The sequence below is a fragment of the Pseudomonas putida genome (assembly GCF_003228315.1).
Classification (GTDB): domain Bacteria; phylum Pseudomonadota; class Gammaproteobacteria; order Pseudomonadales; family Pseudomonadaceae; genus Aquipseudomonas; species Aquipseudomonas putida_S.
This window is the reverse complement of the sequence record NZ_CP029693.1, coordinates 1,475,060-1,493,274: the sequence shown is the minus strand read 5'-3', so window position 1 is coordinate 1,493,274 and position 18,215 is coordinate 1,475,060. Positions and strand designations below refer to the sequence as shown.

The 18,215-nt window shown below is 61.4% G+C and carries 17 protein-coding genes; 10 read left to right on the top strand and 7 right to left on the bottom strand.

Translation table 11 applies throughout. The features are described 5' to 3' along the window. Positions 1–6 precede the first annotated feature (6 nt). From DKY63_RS06655 to DKY63_RS06645, 3 genes are all read right to left on the bottom strand, one after another. Positions 7–765: a gamma-glutamyl-gamma-aminobutyrate hydrolase family protein gene (locus DKY63_RS06655; RefSeq protein ID WP_110967864.1), complete on the bottom strand. Its 759-nt coding sequence runs from the start codon at positions 763–765 to the stop codon at positions 7–9. Positions 766–827: 62 nt separating this feature from the next. Then, entirely contained in the window at positions 828–2,111 is a 1,284-nt protein-coding gene (locus tag DKY63_RS06650) for an NAD(P)/FAD-dependent oxidoreductase (protein WP_110963370.1), read from the bottom strand. Positions 2,112–2,257: 146 nt separating this feature from the next. Then, on the bottom strand, positions 2,258–3,622 hold the full coding sequence (locus DKY63_RS06645) for a glutamine synthetase family protein (RefSeq protein ID WP_110963369.1): 1,365 nt from the start codon (positions 3,620–3,622) through the stop codon (positions 2,258–2,260). Between the two features lie 322 nt (positions 3,623–3,944). Here DKY63_RS06645 and DKY63_RS06640 point away from each other — a divergent pair, with 322 nt between their 5' ends. From DKY63_RS06640 to DKY63_RS06600, 10 genes are all read left to right on the top strand, one after another. Continuing rightward, on the top strand, positions 3,945–4,412 hold the full coding sequence (locus tag DKY63_RS06640) for an Lrp/AsnC family transcriptional regulator (RefSeq protein WP_110967863.1): 468 nt from the start codon (positions 3,945–3,947) through the stop codon (positions 4,410–4,412). A 379-nt stretch (positions 4,413–4,791) separates the two neighbouring features. After that, positions 4,792–6,432 carry an APC family permease gene (locus DKY63_RS06635; RefSeq protein ID WP_110963368.1) on the top strand — a complete coding sequence of 547 codons (1,641 nt, stop codon included), beginning with the start codon at positions 4,792–4,794 and terminating at the stop codon, positions 6,430–6,432. 129 nt (positions 6,433–6,561) lie between these two features. Then, positions 6,562–7,398 carry a polysaccharide deacetylase family protein gene (locus DKY63_RS06630; RefSeq protein WP_110963367.1) on the top strand — a complete coding sequence of 279 codons (837 nt, stop codon included), beginning with the start codon at positions 6,562–6,564 and terminating at the stop codon, positions 7,396–7,398. After that, positions 7,395–8,468 (top strand): C45 family autoproteolytic acyltransferase/hydolase, encoded by a 1,074-nt coding sequence (locus tag DKY63_RS06625; RefSeq protein WP_204354305.1) that lies wholly within the window; start codon positions 7,395–7,397, stop codon positions 8,466–8,468. The genes DKY63_RS06630 and DKY63_RS06625 overlap by 4 nt, the downstream gene beginning before the upstream one ends. 32 nt (positions 8,469–8,500) lie before the next feature. After that, a complete protein-coding gene (locus DKY63_RS32365; RefSeq protein WP_204354304.1) occupies positions 8,501–8,917 on the top strand; it encodes a VOC family protein in 417 nt (138 codons plus the stop codon). Between the two features lie 15 nt (positions 8,918–8,932). Next, complete coding sequence (locus DKY63_RS06620; protein ID WP_110963366.1) at positions 8,933–9,745, top strand: SDR family NAD(P)-dependent oxidoreductase; 813 nt, start codon at positions 8,933–8,935, stop codon at positions 9,743–9,745. A 29-nt stretch (positions 9,746–9,774) separates the two neighbouring features. Continuing rightward, on the top strand, positions 9,775–10,806 hold the full coding sequence (locus tag DKY63_RS06615; protein ID WP_110963365.1) for a Rieske 2Fe-2S domain-containing protein: 1,032 nt from the start codon (positions 9,775–9,777) through the stop codon (positions 10,804–10,806). A gap of 5 nt (positions 10,807–10,811) precedes the next feature. Continuing rightward, entirely contained in the window at positions 10,812–11,765 is a 954-nt protein-coding gene (locus DKY63_RS06610; protein WP_239499400.1) for a PDR/VanB family oxidoreductase, read from the top strand. A gap of 37 nt (positions 11,766–11,802) precedes the next feature. Beyond that, positions 11,803–12,699 (top strand): cation diffusion facilitator family transporter, encoded by an 897-nt coding sequence (locus DKY63_RS06605; protein ID WP_110963364.1) that lies wholly within the window; start codon positions 11,803–11,805, stop codon positions 12,697–12,699. A 461-nt stretch (positions 12,700–13,160) separates the two neighbouring features. Next, positions 13,161–13,565, top strand: coding sequence for a DUF6632 domain-containing protein (locus DKY63_RS06600; RefSeq protein ID WP_110963363.1), 405 nt, complete (start codon positions 13,161–13,163; stop codon positions 13,563–13,565). 269 nt (positions 13,566–13,834) lie between these two features. Here the strand turns inward: DKY63_RS06600 and DKY63_RS06595 are convergent, their stop codons facing one another. From DKY63_RS06595 to DKY63_RS06580, 4 genes are read right to left on the bottom strand one after another with little or no spacing between them, the layout of a single operon-like run. Beyond that, positions 13,835–15,463 (bottom strand): AMP-binding protein, encoded by a 1,629-nt coding sequence (locus tag DKY63_RS06595; RefSeq protein WP_110963362.1) that lies wholly within the window; start codon positions 15,461–15,463, stop codon positions 13,835–13,837. A gap of 9 nt (positions 15,464–15,472) precedes the next feature. Beyond that, positions 15,473–16,225 carry an enoyl-CoA hydratase/isomerase family protein gene (locus DKY63_RS06590; protein ID WP_110963361.1) on the bottom strand — a complete coding sequence of 251 codons (753 nt, stop codon included), beginning with the start codon at positions 16,223–16,225 and terminating at the stop codon, positions 15,473–15,475. 2 nt (positions 16,226–16,227) lie between these two features. Next, positions 16,228–17,469 (bottom strand): CaiB/BaiF CoA transferase family protein, encoded by a 1,242-nt coding sequence (locus tag DKY63_RS06585; protein ID WP_110963360.1) that lies wholly within the window; start codon positions 17,467–17,469, stop codon positions 16,228–16,230. Further along, positions 17,466–18,212 carry an enoyl-CoA hydratase/isomerase family protein gene (locus tag DKY63_RS06580; protein ID WP_110963359.1) on the bottom strand — a complete coding sequence of 249 codons (747 nt, stop codon included), beginning with the start codon at positions 18,210–18,212 and terminating at the stop codon, positions 17,466–17,468. Before DKY63_RS06580 ends, DKY63_RS06585 begins: the two co-directional genes overlap by 4 nt. Positions 18,213–18,215 lie beyond the last annotated feature (3 nt).

Below are 18,215 nucleotides of genomic sequence, written 5' to 3'. Positions count from 1 at the left end.
TTGAGTTCAGCGCTGTGCGGCGCGCTGACGGCAGGCGGCGCCGAAGGCCTGGAAGATCGTCAGGTAGTGGGGATGGCTGCGCACCTGCCACTCGGGGTGAAACTGCACGCCGAGGGCGAAGGCCCGGGCATCGATTGCCGACACCGCTTCGATCAGTCCGTCCGGGGCCAGGGCTTCGACACGCAGACGCTCGGCCAGACGGTCGATGCCCTGGCCATGGATCGAGTTGACCTGCATCCGGGCCGGCAGGCCCATCGCCTCAAGCAGGCCGCCGGGCTGCACCAGCAGCGCCTGACGGGCGGCGTATTGCACCTCTACCGGCTGGTCGGTGGGCTCGCGATGATCGGCGTAGCGGCCGACTTCGTGTACGCACTGATGCAAACTGCCGCCCAGCGCCACGTTGAGTTCCTGAAAACCACGGCAGATCGCCAGCAACGGCACGCTGGCTTGCAGCGCCGCGTTGATCAGCGGCAGGTTGCTGGCGTCACGGGCCGGGTCGTGCAGGGTGCCTGGCGCACTGGGCTCGCCGTGGTAGTGACGGGGTTCGATATTGCTCGGCGAGCCGGTCAGCAACAGGCCGTCGATGCTCGCAAGCAGGGTTTGAGTATCGGTCAGAGCGGCCAGTGCCGGCACCACCAGCGGCAGTGCTCCAGCGCCTTCGACGACCGCGCGGACGTACTTGTCTCCGACGATATGGAACGGGTGCAGGCCCAACTGTTTAGTGCAGGCGCTGACCGCGACAAGGGGATTCGAGACATCGTTGATCTCTTTATTGGTTGACCGCGCCTGACCGAACGGGGCAGGCGGGTTGTAGTGAACAGGTGTTTTCAGCGCAGTTTTTCCAGCATCTGGTAGTACCACATGCCGGCCGCCAGCATCGGGTTGCCGAAGAGGTCGCCCATGGGAACCTTGATGTGCTTGCAGGCGGCGAAGGTGTCGAAGTGGCCAAGGCTGCCGGTGATGGCTTCGGCCATGATCTCGCCCATGATGTGGCTGGTGGCGATACCGTGCCCCGAATAACCCTGGCAGTACCAGACGTTGTCCGACAGCTTGCCGAGCTGGGGGATGCGATTGACCACGATGCCCATGGCACAGCTCCACTGGAACTCGATGTCCACGCCCTTGAGCTGTGGGAACGTTCGTTCGATACAAGGGCGCAGTTCGCCGGCTATGTCCCGCGAGTCGCGTCCGGAGTAGTTGGCGCCGCCACCGAACAGCAATCGGCCATCGGCGGTCATCCGGTAGTAGTCCAGGACAAAACGGCAGTCGTAGACCGCCAGGTCCTGCGGGTTGAGCTGCCTGGCCAGCTCGCCCAACGGCGCGGTCGTCACGATACCGCCCATGGCCGGGAAGATCTTGCCCTTGAGCTGTTTGGGTTCCAGTTTGTGGTAGACATCGCCGGCCAGCATCACCTGCCTGGCGTTGAGCCGGCCCTGCGCGGTGACGACGGCGGGGCGATCACCGTGGACGATCTCCAGCACTTGGGAGTGCTCGAAGATCAGCACGCCGAGGCTTTCTGCCGCGCGTGCCTCGCCGATGCACAGGTTGAGCGGGTGCAGGTGCAGGTTGCGCGTGTTCTTCAACGCACCCAGGTATTGGTCGCTGGCCAGGTGGGCGCGCACGCCAGCGCGGTCCAGCAGGGTGACGCTATCGCCAAGGCCACGACGCTGGGCCTCGTCATGGAAACTGCGCAATTCGTCCAGATGGGCAGGTTTCATGGCCGCGTGCAGATGGCCGTGCTTGAGGTCGCAGTCGATGCCGTATTTGGCGACTCGGGCCTGGATAATCTCCTGACCGCGCCAGCGCAGGCGCCAGATAAAGTTGTTCACTTCCGTGCCGAGGGACTTGTGCATCTGCTTGCGCATCGCCTCGTCGCCAGACAGGCTGCTGGTGACCTGGCCGCCGTTACGGCCGCTGGCACCCCAGCCGATCTTGTGGCTTTCGACGATGGCGACTTTCAGGCCTTTTTCCGTCAGTTCCACGGCCGTGGCGACGCCGGTGAAACCGCCGCCGATGATCACCACGTCAACCTGGTGCTGGCCTTGCAGGGTGGGGTAGTCGGTGTCCTGGTTGAGGGTGGCGGTGTAGTAGGAGTGGGGGCGTTGGGTCATGACAATGTCCAGGCAAAAGTAGGTGGATCCTGTAGGAGCGAGGCTTGCCCGCGAAAGCGGTGTGTCATTCACCATTGATGTCGGCTGACACGGCCCTTTCGCGGGCAAGCCTCGCTCCTACAGGGAATTGCGTTCATCCAACGGGCTTACGCCTGCGTCAGATACCACCGCCAATCCTGCTCACCCACTTCAGCCATGAACTGCCGATACTCGGCACGCTTGACCGCCAGATACACCCCCAGAAATTCCTGTCCCAACGCATCCCGCGCCCACGCCGAATTCTCCAGTGCCGTCAGCGAAGTCAGCCAGTCGGTTGGCAGCAATTGCTTGGCTTGGGCGTAGCCGTTGCCTTGCACCGGTTCGCCCGGATCCAGGTCTTCGCGAATGCCGCGATGACAGCCGGCGAGGATGGCCGCCGCCGCCAGATAAGGGTTGGCATCGGCGCCGCAGATGCGGTGTTCCACGTGCCGGGTATAGGCCGGGCCACCTGGCACGCGCAGCGAGACGGTACGGTTGTCGACGCCCCACGTGGGCGCCAGGGGTGCGTAGCTGTTGGCCTGGAAGCGCCGATAGGAGTTGGCGTTGGGGCAGAACAGCAGCAGCGAATCGAGCAATGATTCGAGCATGCCTCCCACCGCCTGCCGCAGCAAAGGCGTGCCGGCCTTGTCTTCACTGGCGAACAGGTTGTTGCCTGCGGCATCGGCCAGGCTGACATGCATGTGCATGCCGGTTCCGGCCAGGTCAGCGAAGGGTTTGGCCATGAAGCAGGCGCGCATGCCATGGGCATGGGCGATGCCCTTGACCAGGCGTTTGTAGCGCACGGCCTGATCCATGGCTTGCAACACCGGACCGTGCTCAAGGGTGATTTCCACCTGGCCGGGCGCGTATTCGGAAATCGCCGTACGCACGGGAATGCTCTGGGCCTTGCAGGCGGCGTAGAGGTCGCCGAGGAAGGGTTCGATTTGCTCCAGCTCGCGCAGGCCATAGACCTGGGTTTGCCGTGGCCGGCCTCCATCAGCGTCGAGAGCCGGTTGCGGGCGACCATTGGCGTCGTTGCGGGCATCGAGCAGGTAGAACTCCAGCTCGCAGGCCATCACCGGGTACAGACCGTCTGCCTCCATGGCATCGACAACCCGGGCCAGCAGGTGGCGCGGGTCCGCCACCGTGGCCGGAAGGCCTTCTTGCGGGTGCATGCTGACCTGCAGGGCAGCGGTCGGCACCTTGCGCCACGGCAGGCGCACCAGGCTGCCGGCCAGCGGGTAGGCGCGGCAATCGATATCGCCCACATCCCAGACCAACCCGCTGTTTTCCACGTCGTCACCGCTCAGGGTCAAACCCAGGATGGTGCTGGGTAGCGGTCGACCGCTGCGGTAGACCGTCAGCAGCTCCTCGCGATGCAACAGCTTGCCGCGGGGTACGCCGTTGGCGTCGAGGATGAACAGTTCGAACAGCTCGATATCGGGGTTGTTGGCCAGAAATGCCTGGGCTTCGGTTTCGTGGGCGAATTGCATGGTGAGCCTCGTGGGGGCTTTTATCGCGCAAAGCGTGCTGCGCGGTAATGCCTGATTGTTGTTTGCGCAAAACTATATGGTAATAGTTGCGCAATCAACACTTGGCTGAACTATATTTTGCTCATAGGGTTATTGTTGGGTGTTGTTTTTGCGCGAAGACGAATTTGTTCGTGCCTGACCTGCGCAGGCGTTGCCCGGGATTCGCGGCCGGCCCCTGATAACCCGCACCTGAATCTGCTAGCCTTTGAGCCGTTTTTAACCCGGGGTTGTTCGTTGTGTTCAGCGCTACGCACCCCTGAGTCAACCGATGGAATCCTTGAACATGTCTATATCGACTCTCGATCCGCTGGACTTCGGCATCGTCCGTGAGCTTCAGGAAGATGGCCGTCGCGCTTACCGCGAAGTGGCGCGTAACCTCTCGGTGCCCGAGGCCACCATCCGGGTGCGGGTCAAGCGCCTGCAGGATCAGGGCATCCTGCAAATCCTGGCGTTCACCGATCCTTCCAAGATGGGGCATGCCAAGCTTGCGTTGCTGTTCGTCAACGTGGACCCACAGGATCATGAGCGGGCGGTCGATACCCTGGGCCGCTGGCCGCAGGTCAGTTACCTGTCGACAACCATGGGCACCGCGGACATCTGTGTGCAGGTGCTCTGCAGCGACGACGATAGCCTGTGGGCGCTGCAACAGCGCGTGCGCAGCCTGCCGGGTATCCGGGACGTACGTACCCTGCAGGAGGTGAAGGTGCACAAGATTCGCTTCACCCTGCCAGAGGCTGAAAGAGACAGCTGATCGCTTCACGTCTGCGTCACCTTTTTTCCCTTCCGTTTCCCTCCTGGAACTCATCGACCAGACCGGTGAGTTCGAAAACTGCGCAAAGTACAAGTTTCATGCGTTTTCTTTGCGCATCGATATTCGATCCACTGACGCCCGGTCGCCGCTTGCCGCTCGTCTGTTCGGTCCCTGCCTGCTGCCGCTCTAAACCAACGTTTTCGCGAAATGAAACGGTTCTCCGCTGTTTTCGCGGTTTACGCAATGCGCGAAAAAAATAGATTTAAGTTGCGCGTTTCGCGATTTGATGATTATTTATGTCTCACATGCGCACTGAAATGGCTTCGTACCCAGTAGGCGCTGTGCTGTGCATCGATAAAAAAACAAGAGGTGACACGCCATGCAGCAATCCAATTCCGGCGCTAGGCTAGACGCCGTACTCGGCAGTACCGCGACGGTGGCCCCTGTGTCTGACCAGAACCATGAGCTCAAGCGCAGCCTGACCTGGAAGGACGCGTTCTGGGTCACCAGCGGGGTTCCGGTGAGTGTGCTTTTCACCATCGGTGGGGTGGCTGCCTTTATCGGGCAGCCGGCCTGGTTCATCTGGGTCATCGCGATGCTGATCGGCTTCGCGCAGTGCTTCACCTACGCGGAAATTTCCGGTCTCTACCCACACAAATCCGGCGGGGCCTCGGTCTACGGCGCACTCGGCTGGGTGCGCTACAGCAAGTTCGTCGCACCGGTCTCGGTGTGGTGCAACTGGCTCGCCTGGTCGCCGATGTTGGCGCTGGGCACCAGCCTGGCGGCGGGCTACATGCTCAGTTGCCTGTTCCCGGCTGATTCGGTGGTCAACACCTGGCAGGTCACTTTGTTGGACCTTGGCTTTATCACCTCGGGCCTGACGCTGCGGATCAACGCCACCTTCATCCTGGCGATGCTGTTCCTGCTGATCACCTTCAAGATGCAGCACAGTGGCGCCGCGGCCGCCGCCAAAATGCAGCGCATCCTCGGTATCGCCTCGCTCGCACCCTTGCTGGTGGTGTCACTGGTGCCGATGATCACCGGCGATATGCCGTCGACCAACTTCCTGCCATTGCTGCCGCTGAGCCACGATGCGTCCGGTGCCGCCACCATGGGCAGCTGGAACGCGGCGGGCATCAGCCTGGCGATGGGCGCGATGTTCCTCGCGTGCTGGTCGACCTTCGCCTTCGAAACCGCTGTCTGCTACACCCGCGAATTCAAGGATCCGCAGAAGGACACGTTCAAGGCCATTTTCGCCTCCGGCCTGTTGTGCCTGTTCATGTTCATCGCCGTTCCATTGGCCTTCCAGGGTGAGCTGGGCCTTTCCGGCATGCTCTCGCCAAGCATCGTCGACGGCTCCGGGGTGGGCGCGGCGATGGCCAGGTTTGTCGGTGGCGGTGCGGTGGTGTTCAACGTGATCATCGTGATGATGATTCTGTCGATCCTTTTGCTGGTGATGACCTCGATGATGGGTTCCTCGCGCACCCTTTATCAGGCCTCTGTCGACGGCTGGCTGCCCAAGTACCTGTCCCACGTCAACGAGCACGGCGCGCCGACCCGCGCGATGTGGACCGATCTGTTGTTCAACATGGTCCTGCTGTTGATGTCGAACTACATGTCGGTGCTGGCGATCTCCAATGTCTGCTACATGATCTTTGTCTTTCTCAACCTGCAGTCCGGCTGGATTCACCGGCTCGATCGCGCCGACTGGCCGCGCGCCTACAAGTGTTCGGGCTGGTTGCTGGGGCTGGGTGCGCTGTGCGGCTTTGTCGATCTGGTGTTCGTTGGTGCCGGTGCCAACTTCCTCGGCGAGAACACGTTGCGCAATGGCCTGGTGGCCACGCTGCTGATCATTCCGGTGTTCATTTATCGCCACTACATCCAGGACAAGGGCCAGTTTCCCGAGTCGATGCGTCGCGATATCGAACTGCCCCATGCCAGGGCCGGGATCCTGCCTTATCTGGCGCTCATTGCGGCGGTCGCGGTGGTGTGGATCTCCGCTGAACTGACCGTCATCTAACACGCAAGAAAAACCTTATCGCCGTTGTTGAGCTCTGGCTGTGCTACCCGCGCAGTTCATGGCCCACGGGCATCCGTGCGCCTGCGATAAGCACCACCACTGATTTCAACCTGATTGCGAGTCAAATCGATGAACACTCAAAGCCCACACAAGCTGCGGTGGCCAGCCACCAAATCGACCGGGGTTTCCCTGACCTTCGACGTCGATGCGGAGGCCGGTTTTCTCGGCGAAAGCCCGGCGTTTGCACGTCGCCTGACCAGTCTGTCCGAAGGACGGTTCGGGGTTACCCGTGGCGTGCCGCGGATTCTCGAACTGCTGCGCCGGCACAAGATCCCGGCGACCTTTTTCGTGCCCGGCTACACCGCCGAACAGCACCCGCACCTGGTGGAGATGCTGCTCAAGGAGGGGCACGAGATTGGTCACCATGGCCATATGCACTTGCGCAGCGACAAGGTCAGCGCCGAGCAGCAAACCGAGGAAATGCACCGGGGGCTGGAAGCGCTGGCCCGGGCCGGAGCGCCGAAGCCGGTGGGCTATCGCTCCTCGTCCTGGGAGCTGACACCGGAGACGTTCGAACTGGTGCTGGCCAACGGGTTCACCTACGACTCCAGCTGCATGGGTGACGACCGTCCCTACTTCGAAACCTGGAACGGCGCGTCGATCCTCGAACTGCCGGTGCACTGGTCGCTGGATGACTATCCGATGTTCGGCTGGGGCATCGATAACGGCGGCAACTTCACCGCGCCGCGCGCGCTGTTCGACAGCTGGCTGGCGGAATACGAATCGGCCCGCCGCGATGGTCGCCACACCAGCTTCACCATGCACCCGGAAGTGATCGGCCGTGCCGCGCGCTTCGAACAATTGGAGCGCCTTGTCGAGCGCATGGTCGATGACGGCGACGTCTGGTTCGCCCGTCTGGATGACGTTGCCCGTCAGGTAGCACCGCAACTGGAGTTGTTGAAATGACCTGCGTTTTTCGCTCTACCCAGACCGAGCCGAACGCTCGCGGCCTTGAGTTCGGCCAGCAACATGCGCAAAAGATTCGCGCCAGCGTAGAGACCTATCAGGCCTTGTTCGACCGCGTCGCCACCCGTCCATTCGACCTGCGTGCTCTGGGTGCACAAGCCCTGGCGCAGATCGAGGCGTTCGCGCCACCGCTGTATCAGGAACTGCTGGGTATGGCCGAGGGCTCGGGTGTGGAACTGGCCTACCTTGGCGCCATCAACGCGCGCACCGAAATCCTCGCTTACCTTGGCGCGCAACTGCGCGGCGAGTGCTCCACCGTGGTGCGCATCGAACCCTTCAGCGGCAAACCGGTGGCGGTGCAGACCTGGGACTGGTACGCCGAATTCGCTGACCTGTGGCTCACCTGGGAGATTCCCCATGCTGATGGCAGCCTGACCACCACCGTCACCGAGTTCGGCATTGTCGGCAAGGCCGGCGTGAACAGCCGTGGCCTGGGCGTGCACTTCAACATCCTGCACCACGAACACGACGGCAAAGCGATTGGCGTGCCGGTGCATGTGACCTCGCGCTGGATGCTGGACAGCTGCAACGACATCAATCAGGCCCTGCAACTGCTGGGCTCGGCCAAGGTGTCCGCTTCAAGTTCCTTGACCCTGATCGCTGCCGTGGACAATTCCAGCGCAGCGGTATCGGTCGAGCTGCACCCTGGCGGCCCGGGGCTGGTGTTCCCGGATGCCGACGGCCTGCTGGTGCACACCAACCACTTTCTCTCAAGCCCGGCCCGTGAACACGACACCGAGCCCCGCGCATTCCCGGACACCCTGGTGCGCTACGACCTGCTGACCCGTCGCCTGGTCGGCCGACAGGGCCTGACCGCACAGCACGTGCTGGCGGCGATGAACAGCCATCTGGGCGGCGCCAGTGCCGTCTGTTGCCATCCGATTGCCGGCCAGCCAATCGCCGGTCAGTACGCCACGTTGGTCAGCCTGGTGATCGACGTTGCCAGCGGCTCGCTGACGGCTTTGCCAGGCGGCCCTTGCGGCCACCCGCAGTGGCTGGCCCACGACTGAATTCATTCCATAAAACAAAAAGGACACACCTCATGCTCAAGCTCAAACGCCTCGACAACATGGACATCCTCACCAACGACGTGCAGCGCCTGGTGGACTTCTACCACGGCACCCTCGGCCTGGGCTTCTTCCTGCCCTACGTGGCCGAAGAGCGTTGGGCCGCCATCGAAATGGGCAACGTCACCCTGTACCTGTTCCACACCACCGATACCACGCCGGTCGAGCGCCGCACGGCGGTGAACCTGGAGGACAAGCCGGGTTTCGACTCCTTCGCCTTTGAGGTAGAGAACCTTGACGAAGCCATCGCCTGCCTCGACGGCAAGGTGCAGTGGGTGACGGCCAAGCCCATCGAGTGGCAGCACCCCAACGGCACCCACTACCGCTACCGTCCAATGTTCGACCCGGACGGCAACATGTTCTACATCACCCAGCCGCACAAGACCGTCTGATTCAGGAGCACAACCATGTCCCATTCTCAGAAGAGGCTGGCCGGTGAGGCTCCCGAGTCGGTGCTGAACCTGTCGCCCGAGGCGCACAAGCTCAGTGGTCGGGTCGCCCTGATCACTGGCGCCGGCCGTGGTGCCGGCCGTGCCCATGCGCGCCTGCTGGCTGCCCGTGGTGCGGCGGTGGCGATCGTCGATATCGACGAAGACGTTGCTCGCGCCACCGCTGCGGATATCGTCGAGGAGGGTGGTCGCGCCATCGCCCTGGGCGTCGACATCACCGACCGTGCCCTGGCCGAGCGTTGCGTGGCACAGGTCGCCGAGCAACTGGGCGGCCTCGACATCCTGGTGCATAACGCCGGGCTGATTTACTCGATGACCGGCCTTGAGCAGACCGACGACGCCAACTTCGATCGCCTGTTGGCCATCAATGTGCACGCGCCGTTGTATCTGACCCGCGCAGCGCTGCCGTACCTGCGCCAGAGCCGCGCGCCGCGGGTGATCTTCATCAACTCGCAATGGGGCCAGGTGCCGGACGGTCACTCCTACGCCTACATGGTCAGCAAGGCTGCCCAGCTCGGCCTGATGAAGACCCTGTCCAAGGAGTTCGTCGGCGAGGGCATCCTGGTCAATGCCATCACCCCTGGCGCCATCCTCACCCGCATGGTGCCGGACGAATACATCGAACCCGAGAAAGCCAACATTCCCCTGGGGCGCCTGGTGCATCCGGAAGAAATCGCCGCTGCCGTCGCGTTCCTGGCCAGCGACGAGGCGGCGTTTATTGCCGGCCAGGTGCTGCCGGTGAACGGCGGCGCGCTGCTGGTTGGCATCTGAATAACAAGAAATCCTGTGAGGACACACCCATGACTACGCAACTTACCCAACGTCAACGCGCGGAACAGGCCATGCGCCGCCAATGGTTCCCGGTCGCCCGTTCGATGGATCTTGAAAAGCCACAGTCGGCGACTCTGCTTGGCGAGAAGCTGGTGGTGTATCGCACCGAGTCCGGCAAGGCTGTGGTGCAAGCGGCGCGCTGCCCGCATCGGGGCGCCGACCTGTCCCTGGGTGAAGTGCATGGCGAGAGCATTGCCTGTCCGTATCACGGCTGGCAGTACTCCGGGCACACCGGCAAGTGCAGCCATATTCCCTCGCTGGAAGACCAGTGCAAAATCCCTAATGGGGCCGCCGTCCACACTTATGCGTGTGAAGAGCGTTACGGGCATGTCTGGACGTCCCTGGAAGAGCCGCTGTTCGAACTCTATGACCTGCCCGAATGGCGCGAGATGAACCTGGAGTGGCTGGCCGCCGAACCGCTGGACTCGCCAACGGGCGTGGCCGTGGCCATCGAGAACTTCGGCGACGTCGCGCATTTCGCCTATATCCATCGCGGCATGATGGGCCATGTGAACCCTGTCGTTGAGCCACTCAAAGTGCGCCGCGAAGGCCTGGACGTATGGATGGATCGGCCCCTGCAATCCTGCGAAGGCGAGTGGGCCAATGACGGTGACTGCATGATGGGCTACCACATCGTGGCGCCGGGGCTGGTCGCCATCAACTACGACTACGAGCGACTGGGCAAGCGTGTGGTCGCGGGTTTCCCGTGCCCGGAAACCTATGAGCACGTGAAGATTTTCTGGGGCGTGGCCAACGACCGTGATTACAAGGGCGGCGATTTGCAGGAGTGCCTGCGTGTCGAAGAGCTGCTGTACTTGGAGGATCTGCCGGTGGCCGCCACTATCAGTCCACGGGAAATTGATTGGGACGCGACGGTTGTCGAGCACTCGGTGCCTTCGGACTTGTACACCCTCAATTATCGTCGCGCTTTCCGCGAGTTCATCGAGCGCGCTCACGAACTGCCGATACGCCTGGTTGGCGAGCAAAAGGTGTCGTCGTGAGTGCCATGGGAGCGCAATTCGAGGTACAGATCACCTGCATGCGGCTGGAGGCCGAAGGGGTGATGTCTCTCGAATTGCAGGCCACTGACGGTTCGGTATTTCCCGAATGGACACCGGGCGCGCATATCGATCTGTTGTTGCCCTCCGGCCTGGTGCGTCAGTACTCGCTGTGCGGCGATCCTCTGGATCGCCAGCGCCTGCGTATTGGCGTGCTGCTGGAATGCAAGGGGCGCGGCGGTTCGCAGGAAGTCCATGGGCGCTTGCGTGTGGGCCAGACGCTGGCCATTCGTGGCCCGCGCAATGCCTTTGCCTTGCAACCGGATCAGTCGTACCTGTTTGTGGCTGGCGGGATCGGTATCACGCCGATCCTGTCCATGGCTCGGGCGGCGCAACGTGCCGGCGCGCAGTGGCAGCTGCTGTACGGCGGTCGCTCGCGGCGTTCGATGGCCTTTGTCCAGGAGCTGCAGGCGCTGGGGCAGGGCAGGGTGGAGATCCTGCCGGCCGACGAGGTCGGCCTGCTCGACCTGGATGCGATTGTCGCCGCTGCCGCTGCCGGGCAGGACATTTATAGCTGTGGCCCGGCGGTGTTGCTCGATGCCTTGAGCGCGCGCTTCGCCGAAGCCGGTCTGAGCGAGCGCTTGCACCTGGAACGTTTCGCGCCGGTGGCTCCTGCACCTGGAGCAGCCTCGGGGGAAACCTTGAAGGTGATCCTGGCGCGCAGTGGCGCCGAGGTCGACGTGCCATCCGACTGCTCGATCATGGGCGCTCTGCGTGCAGCCGGGCATCAGGTCGCGTCCTCCTGTGAACAGGGAATCTGCGGCATGTGCGAGACCCGGGTGCTGGACGGTACGCCGGATCACCGCGACTCGCTGCTGACCGAGGGCGAACGCGCGCGCGGCAACGTGATGATGCTTTGCGTCTCGCGTGCACTGACCCCCACCTTGACCCTCGACCTGTAAACGGCCACGCCGTTAGCTGTAATAGGAGTGAGTAGAAATGGCCACTGAACAGAGGGCTTTGCAGGTAACGATCGTGGCCACCGTGCTGCTGGCAGGCACGGGGATCGCCTTCGGCCTGTTCGCGGGCTCGCAGTCGATTGTGTTCGACGGTCTGTTCAATGCCATCGACTCTTGTATGGCCGGGCTTTCCCTGCTGGTTTCCCGCCTGTTGCTCAAACAGCCCGGGCGGAGATTCCAGCGCGGTTACTGGCATATCGAGCCGATGGTGCTGGCGCTCTATGGCAGCGTGCTGGTCAGCCTTTGTGTCTATGCGCTCATCAACTCGGTAGACGGGTTGATGCGTGGCGGGCAGGTGCTGGCCTTTGACGAGGTGATTGTCTATGCGTGGGTGACGGCGTCGGGCTCCGGGCTGATGTACGGCTACTTGCGTCGTTGCAATCGGCGCCTGCGTTCCGAGCTGATCCAGATTGATCTGCACAGCTGGCTGATGTCGACCGCCATCAGCCTGGCTCTGCTGCTCGCGTTCAGCACGGGCTATTTGTTGCAGGGCAGTCAATATGAGGCACTGACGCCTTATATCGATCCGCTGATCCTGACGTTGTTGACCCTGGTACTGATTCCGGCGCCATGCCGTACGGTGTGGAAAGCGGCCAAGCAAATCCTGCGCATCACCCCGACGACGCTGGACAGTGAAATCGCCGGGCTGATGGCCGGGATGAGCCAGCGCTACGGTTTCGAGAGCTTTTCCCACTGCGTCAGCAGAGTCGGACGGGGCCTGTTTGTCGAGATCCATATCCTCTTGCCGGTGTCGATGAACCACTGGCCGGTCAGTGAACTGGACGGGGTACGCGCGGAAATCGCGGCGGCGATCGGTAGTGAAGGCCCCAACCGTTGGCTGGCGATTGGCTTTACCAGGGACCGGCGCTGGCTGTGAAAGGTAGCGGCGACATCGGCAAAGTCTTCTAGGTGGCGTGGTGTGCTGCCGCCTGATGGCGCACTCGGGATCGAGTGCAAGGGCTGGGGTTTTTACAGATGCCAGAAACGACAAAGCCCTGAATAATCAGGGCTTTGTCGTATGAAGATGGCGGAGGCGATGTCTTCTGTTTTGATGTTCATTGACGTCCACTGATGTTTTATTTGGTACGTAAAAAATCCTTAAAAACAGCTAGTTATGAAGTTATGTATCTTCAGTGAGTAGGTCTCCTTGGTCTACTGCCGGAGTTGATTGAGCTTCCCGTCCATGGTGTATAAGCCCCTACAGCGGTCACCCGACTGACACAATACCCGACCTGGTTAGGGATGGACGGCTGAACAAGGAACGTTATTCACCAAGCCAGTGAAGGCGTTATTACCCCACTTGGGGTCTATTTAGAATTAGCCAAAGAGGAGTCCGCCATGACCGTAGTCGATCGCCTCAGGTATTTGCGCGTCGTCCTGGTTTTGTCTGGCCTCGTGTGCCTTGCTCTCTACCCACTTATGTTGTTGTGGCCGTCCGGCTGGGCCTGGCACGTCGGTCACTCGGATTATCCGATGATGATTGTTGGCATCTACGCCACACTTGGCGTCTTCTTGATCCTGGCCGCACGTGATCCATTAGCCAATCTGAGCCTGATCTGGTTCACCGTATGGTCTAGCGCCATACACGGAGGAATCATGGCCGTCCAGGCGGACACCCAGCCGGAACAATTGGGGCACTTGGCAGGTGACGTGCCGGCGCTCTTCATCGTGGCGGCCGCCTTGGCCATCTTGACGCCTCGCTCGCAATTGGCCGCTCGACCCCGGACACACAATGTGGTCTAGGAGCAGGTTTGACTGTCAGGATCGAGACGAAAATCGCGTTGGTCTGCTGATCAATGAACGCGACAAATTTTACGTAGCAATGCAGTCCTCAAGAGTGCCCGCGATTTTTTTCACAACCTGGGGCGTTTTCTGCCTGTCACGCCTGACCGGTTTGGGTTGTGGACTGCCTGGCACGATCCCCGATTACCCTTTAGCGGGCGGGCCAGGCCATTAACATTGAAGCTGTTCAATTGGTAACACTTTTCAGGTTACCGCTCAGCCCGCAGTATTCACGCGAGCCCAAGTTGGTGAATGGCAAAGTCGCGTAAGCGGTTTTTCTGGATCTTGCTCGATCCGGTCATACCGATGCTTTCGAAGTCTTCAACAATGGATAGATAGCGCGGCACCTTGAAATTGGCGCAGCGTGCCTTGCAGAAAGCGATCAAGTCTTCGCTGCTGGCGACGGTTCCCTGCTTGAGGGTGACATAGGCCGCGGGGACTTCTCCCAGTCGCGGGTCTGGAACGCCAATCACTTGGGCCAGTTCGATAGCAGGGTGTTTGAGCAGCACCTGTTCGACTTCCAGCGGCGAAACATTCTCGCCACCGACGCGGAACATATCCTTGAGTCGACCGATAAACTGCAGGCGGCCGTCCGCAGACAGTGTTCCGAGGTCTCCGGTATGCAGCCAGCCTTCGCGCAAGGTGGACGCTGTCTGTTCGGGAAGCTTGTAGTAGCCCTTCATCAGGCTCCAGCCGCGCGCGCAGATTTCACCCGGTTGGCCCGCAGGCATAGGCTGACCGCTGGTGGGATCGCAAACCTGAATATCCAGTCCGGCATGGGTGGTCATGGAACCATTGAGCCGCAAATCGAGCGATTCGCGGTAATCGGAGAAGACCAGGTTCGGTGAGGCTTCCGAGAGTCCGTACGCATTGCAAATGTCCTTCGCGCCCATCTTCTCGACGACGTCATGGAGGATCTGCGGACTGGCGGCCGCCCAGCCGCCGCGAAGGTACAAGCGATGGGTGTTGAAACCGGGCTCGGCCAGCATCATCAGAAACATGGTGTCATTGCCTGAGGTCAAAGTGCACCGCTCGCGTTCCATGATCGCCAGCGCCTGAGCCGGGTCGAATGTCGCGGCGGTGACCAGCGTGGCGCCATGAACCAGTGCGACCAGCAATGACATGGTGCTGCCGGCCACATGATAGAACGGTCGTGGACTGAAATAGCGATCTTCCGAGTGCACGCCCATGCGAACGGCCACACACTTGGCAATCCCGAGCATCGAGGCATGGCTGAGCATGACCCCTTTTGGAAAAGCGGTGGTTCCCGAGGTGAACTGGATCAACAACGTATCGTCGGGCTCGACTCGTGAGCGTGCGGCGGTCAATTCAATGGGCTGGACATCGGTACCGAGTTGAAGGAAGGCGGCCTCGCTCAGTCCTGCTTGTGGTACTCGTTGGCCAAAAACCACCAAATGCCTTAGCAGCGGTAGATTGTTCCCCGGCAGCGTGGTGTGTATCGCCGGTTCGACATCCCCGAGCATGCCGACGAAGTCAATCTTGTCGAGGAAAGTATCGACGCAGAACAGTACCCGAACATCTTCGTGACCCAGGCCGTAGCTGAGCTCCTCACTGCGAAAGCGCGTGTTGAACGGTACGCAGACCAGACCGAGCGAAGCTGCTGCGTACCAGAGCACCGCCCATTGCACGGAGTTACCCATCAGCAGGCCCACATGCTCGCCTCGTTGCAGGCCCAGCCCGAGCATGGCGCGAGCCGCGTTGTCTACCTGATCAAGTAACTGGCGATAACTCAGACGGCCGTCTTCGGCAATCAAGGCGTCGTTGTCCGGGTGGTGCCGGGCAATGTCACTCAATACTGTCCAAAGGGGACCGGGCAGCGGGGAAGTCGATACAGTCATGGGGAATCCTCAGACGAAAGATGTCATGCCGGCACGCCAGGTGCCTTCAGTCAGGTTGTCCTCGATGGCGAGGATCTCGTGGGCCAGGGCGCCAAAGCGACTGTCATCGGCGCCCTTGTCGATGGTGCGTTTGGCGCTGCGGATGGCGTGCGTGGGGGCCGAGGCGATCTCCCGTGCCAGGCTGTCGACATAGTTGTCGAACTCAGCGTGAGGTAGCACCTGATTGACCAGACCGATGGATCTGGCTTCCTCGGCACTGACTTCACGCCCGGTGAACATCAGTTCTTTTGCGATTCGCCTGCCAACGATGCGTGGCAGCCGTTGTGTGGCGCCGACGGTGCCCCAGCGAGCCTCCGGGTAGCGGAAGCTGGCCTGGTCACTGGCGACGATGAAGTCACAGGCACTGGCAATTTCGCAGCCGGAGCCCACCGCCGGGCCCTGGACTAGCGCAATCACCGGTATCGTCAGGTCCTCCAGGGCGGCATACAGGGCGAAGGCCTTGATGCGTCGAGCGCGGATCTGGTCTTCATCCATGTCCTTGCGCTCTTTGAGATCGGCACCGGCACAAAACACTGGTCCATTGGCGCGCACCAGCAGCACATGAATATCGCTACGCTTGCTGACTTCCCGGATAGCCAGGTGCAGTTCAAGGCACAGTTGCGTGTTCAGGGCATTGCGTGCCTGCGGACGATTGAGGGTCAGGGTGGCGATGTTTTGCGCCACCGTGAGGCTGGCAACTGAGGTTTGATCGGGCTGAGTCATTTTTATACTGCTCCGCAACGGTGCAAGGCGTCGATGTCTTGCGAGTTGTAGCCAAGGTCCAACAGCACTTTGTCAGTGTGTTCGCCCAGCAGAGGCGGGCGGTTCGCCGTGGGGTTGTCGTAACCATTGAACTGAAACGGCAGCTGGATGGCCGGGAAGAGCCCGCTCTCTGGATGCTCGAAGTCGGCAAACACGCCGCGTGCGCGCAAGTGCGGGTCGACCACTACCTCGTCAAGCGTTTTCAGTGGGCCGGCGGGAACACCCGCTGCGTCGCAGGCAGCGCAGAGTTGATCGCGAGTTAGCAAGGCGATGGCGTCCGTCAAGGTCGCCATCACTTCGTCGCGGTGCAGTACACGGCCACTGTTGTGCTGCAAGCGCGGATCAGATCCCAATGATTCCAGGCCAAGCAGGGCGCAAAGCGGATGCCAGTGCTGATCGGCCCCGGTGATGTGCACATAACCGCCATCGGCACATCGGAAACTGGCAGACGGAACACGGCCGGGGTGCTCGGTACCCAGGCGCTCGGGCACTTCGTCCAGGGCAAAATAGCGGGCAGCAGCCAAGGCCAGCAGACTGATTTGTCCGTCAAGCATGGAAAAGTCGAGGTAGGCGCCCGTGCCTTCTTTTTTCCTGCCCTGGAGCATGGAGACAATACCCAGCGCGATCCATAGCCCGGAGCTAAGGTCCGAAACCGGTATCCCTGGTTTTACCGGGCCGCCATCTTTCTCTCCGGTGAGGCTCATGATTCCGCTCATGGCCTGGAATACGGTGTCGTAGCCTTTGCGGCTGGCATAAGGGCCAGTCTGGCCAAACCCGGTGCAGGAGACGTAAAGCAGGCGTGGGTTGAGCGCCTTGAGCACTGGCCAGTCCAGGCCGTATCGCTTGAGTGTCCCGACCGGGAAATTCTCCAGGACCACGTCGGCTTCGCCGGCCAGCTTGCGGACTATTTCCTGGCCTTCGACTGTGCGCAGATTGACCGTGATCGATTCCTTACTGCGATTGAAAGCATAAAAATAGGCGCTGCGTTCACGTCCCAAGGCTTCGGCCTGGGCATCCTCGTCGAGGTAATCAACGTTGTCGTCGGCCGGACGCACAAAAGGCTCATAGCCTCGGGTCTCGTCGCCGTCGACCGGCTGTTCGACCTTGATCACCCGGGCACCAAGTTCAGCGAGAATCATCCCGGCAAAGGGGCAGGCCAGGACGCGCGCCAGCTCCACAACCGTTACACCTTCCAGGGGCTTCATGCTGGCGACTCCGTTTGGCGAAAGGCACGCATCTGGGCATTCAATTGCTGACCGATCTTCAGGCCTTCGCTGAAGGGCAATTCGGTGACCCGGTGGAAGATGCTTTTGGTGGCCTGCATTGCCTGCAGCGGATGGCCGGCGATCTGCTGAGCCAACGCTAGCGCCTCACCAAGCAGGTCGGCGTCGGCCACAACCCGGTTGATCATGCCCAGTTGTCGAGCTTCATGAGCATCCAGGGTGCGACCGGTGGCGACCAGATCGAAAGCGGCCTTGCGCCCGACATGTTCAACCAGCCCGGCCATGACAATGGCGGCGACGATCCCATGCTTGACCTCTGGATAACCGAACCGCGCACTCTCGCCAGCCAGCGCCAGATCGCAAGACAATACGAGTCCGCTACCGCCACCCATGGCGTAACCATTGACGGCAGCAATCACCGGTTTACTCATCTGCTTGACCAGCCCTTGCAGTTCGGTGGTCAGCGCAGCGCGACGTTCCACCAGCGATTGATTGTCCGGGGTCAGCACCTCGAACTCTCGGGTGTCGGCCCCCGCACAGAAACCACGGCCGGCACCGGTGACGATCACCACTCGAACAGACGGGTCGGCATCGGCATCCTTCAGGGCCTGGACCAATCCCTCGGTAAGTGCGAAGTTCAAGGCATTGAGTTTGTCCGGGCGGTTTAGCGTCAGCGTCTGTACGCCATCCCGGGTTTCACGCAAAACGACCTGATGTTCGGTCATATA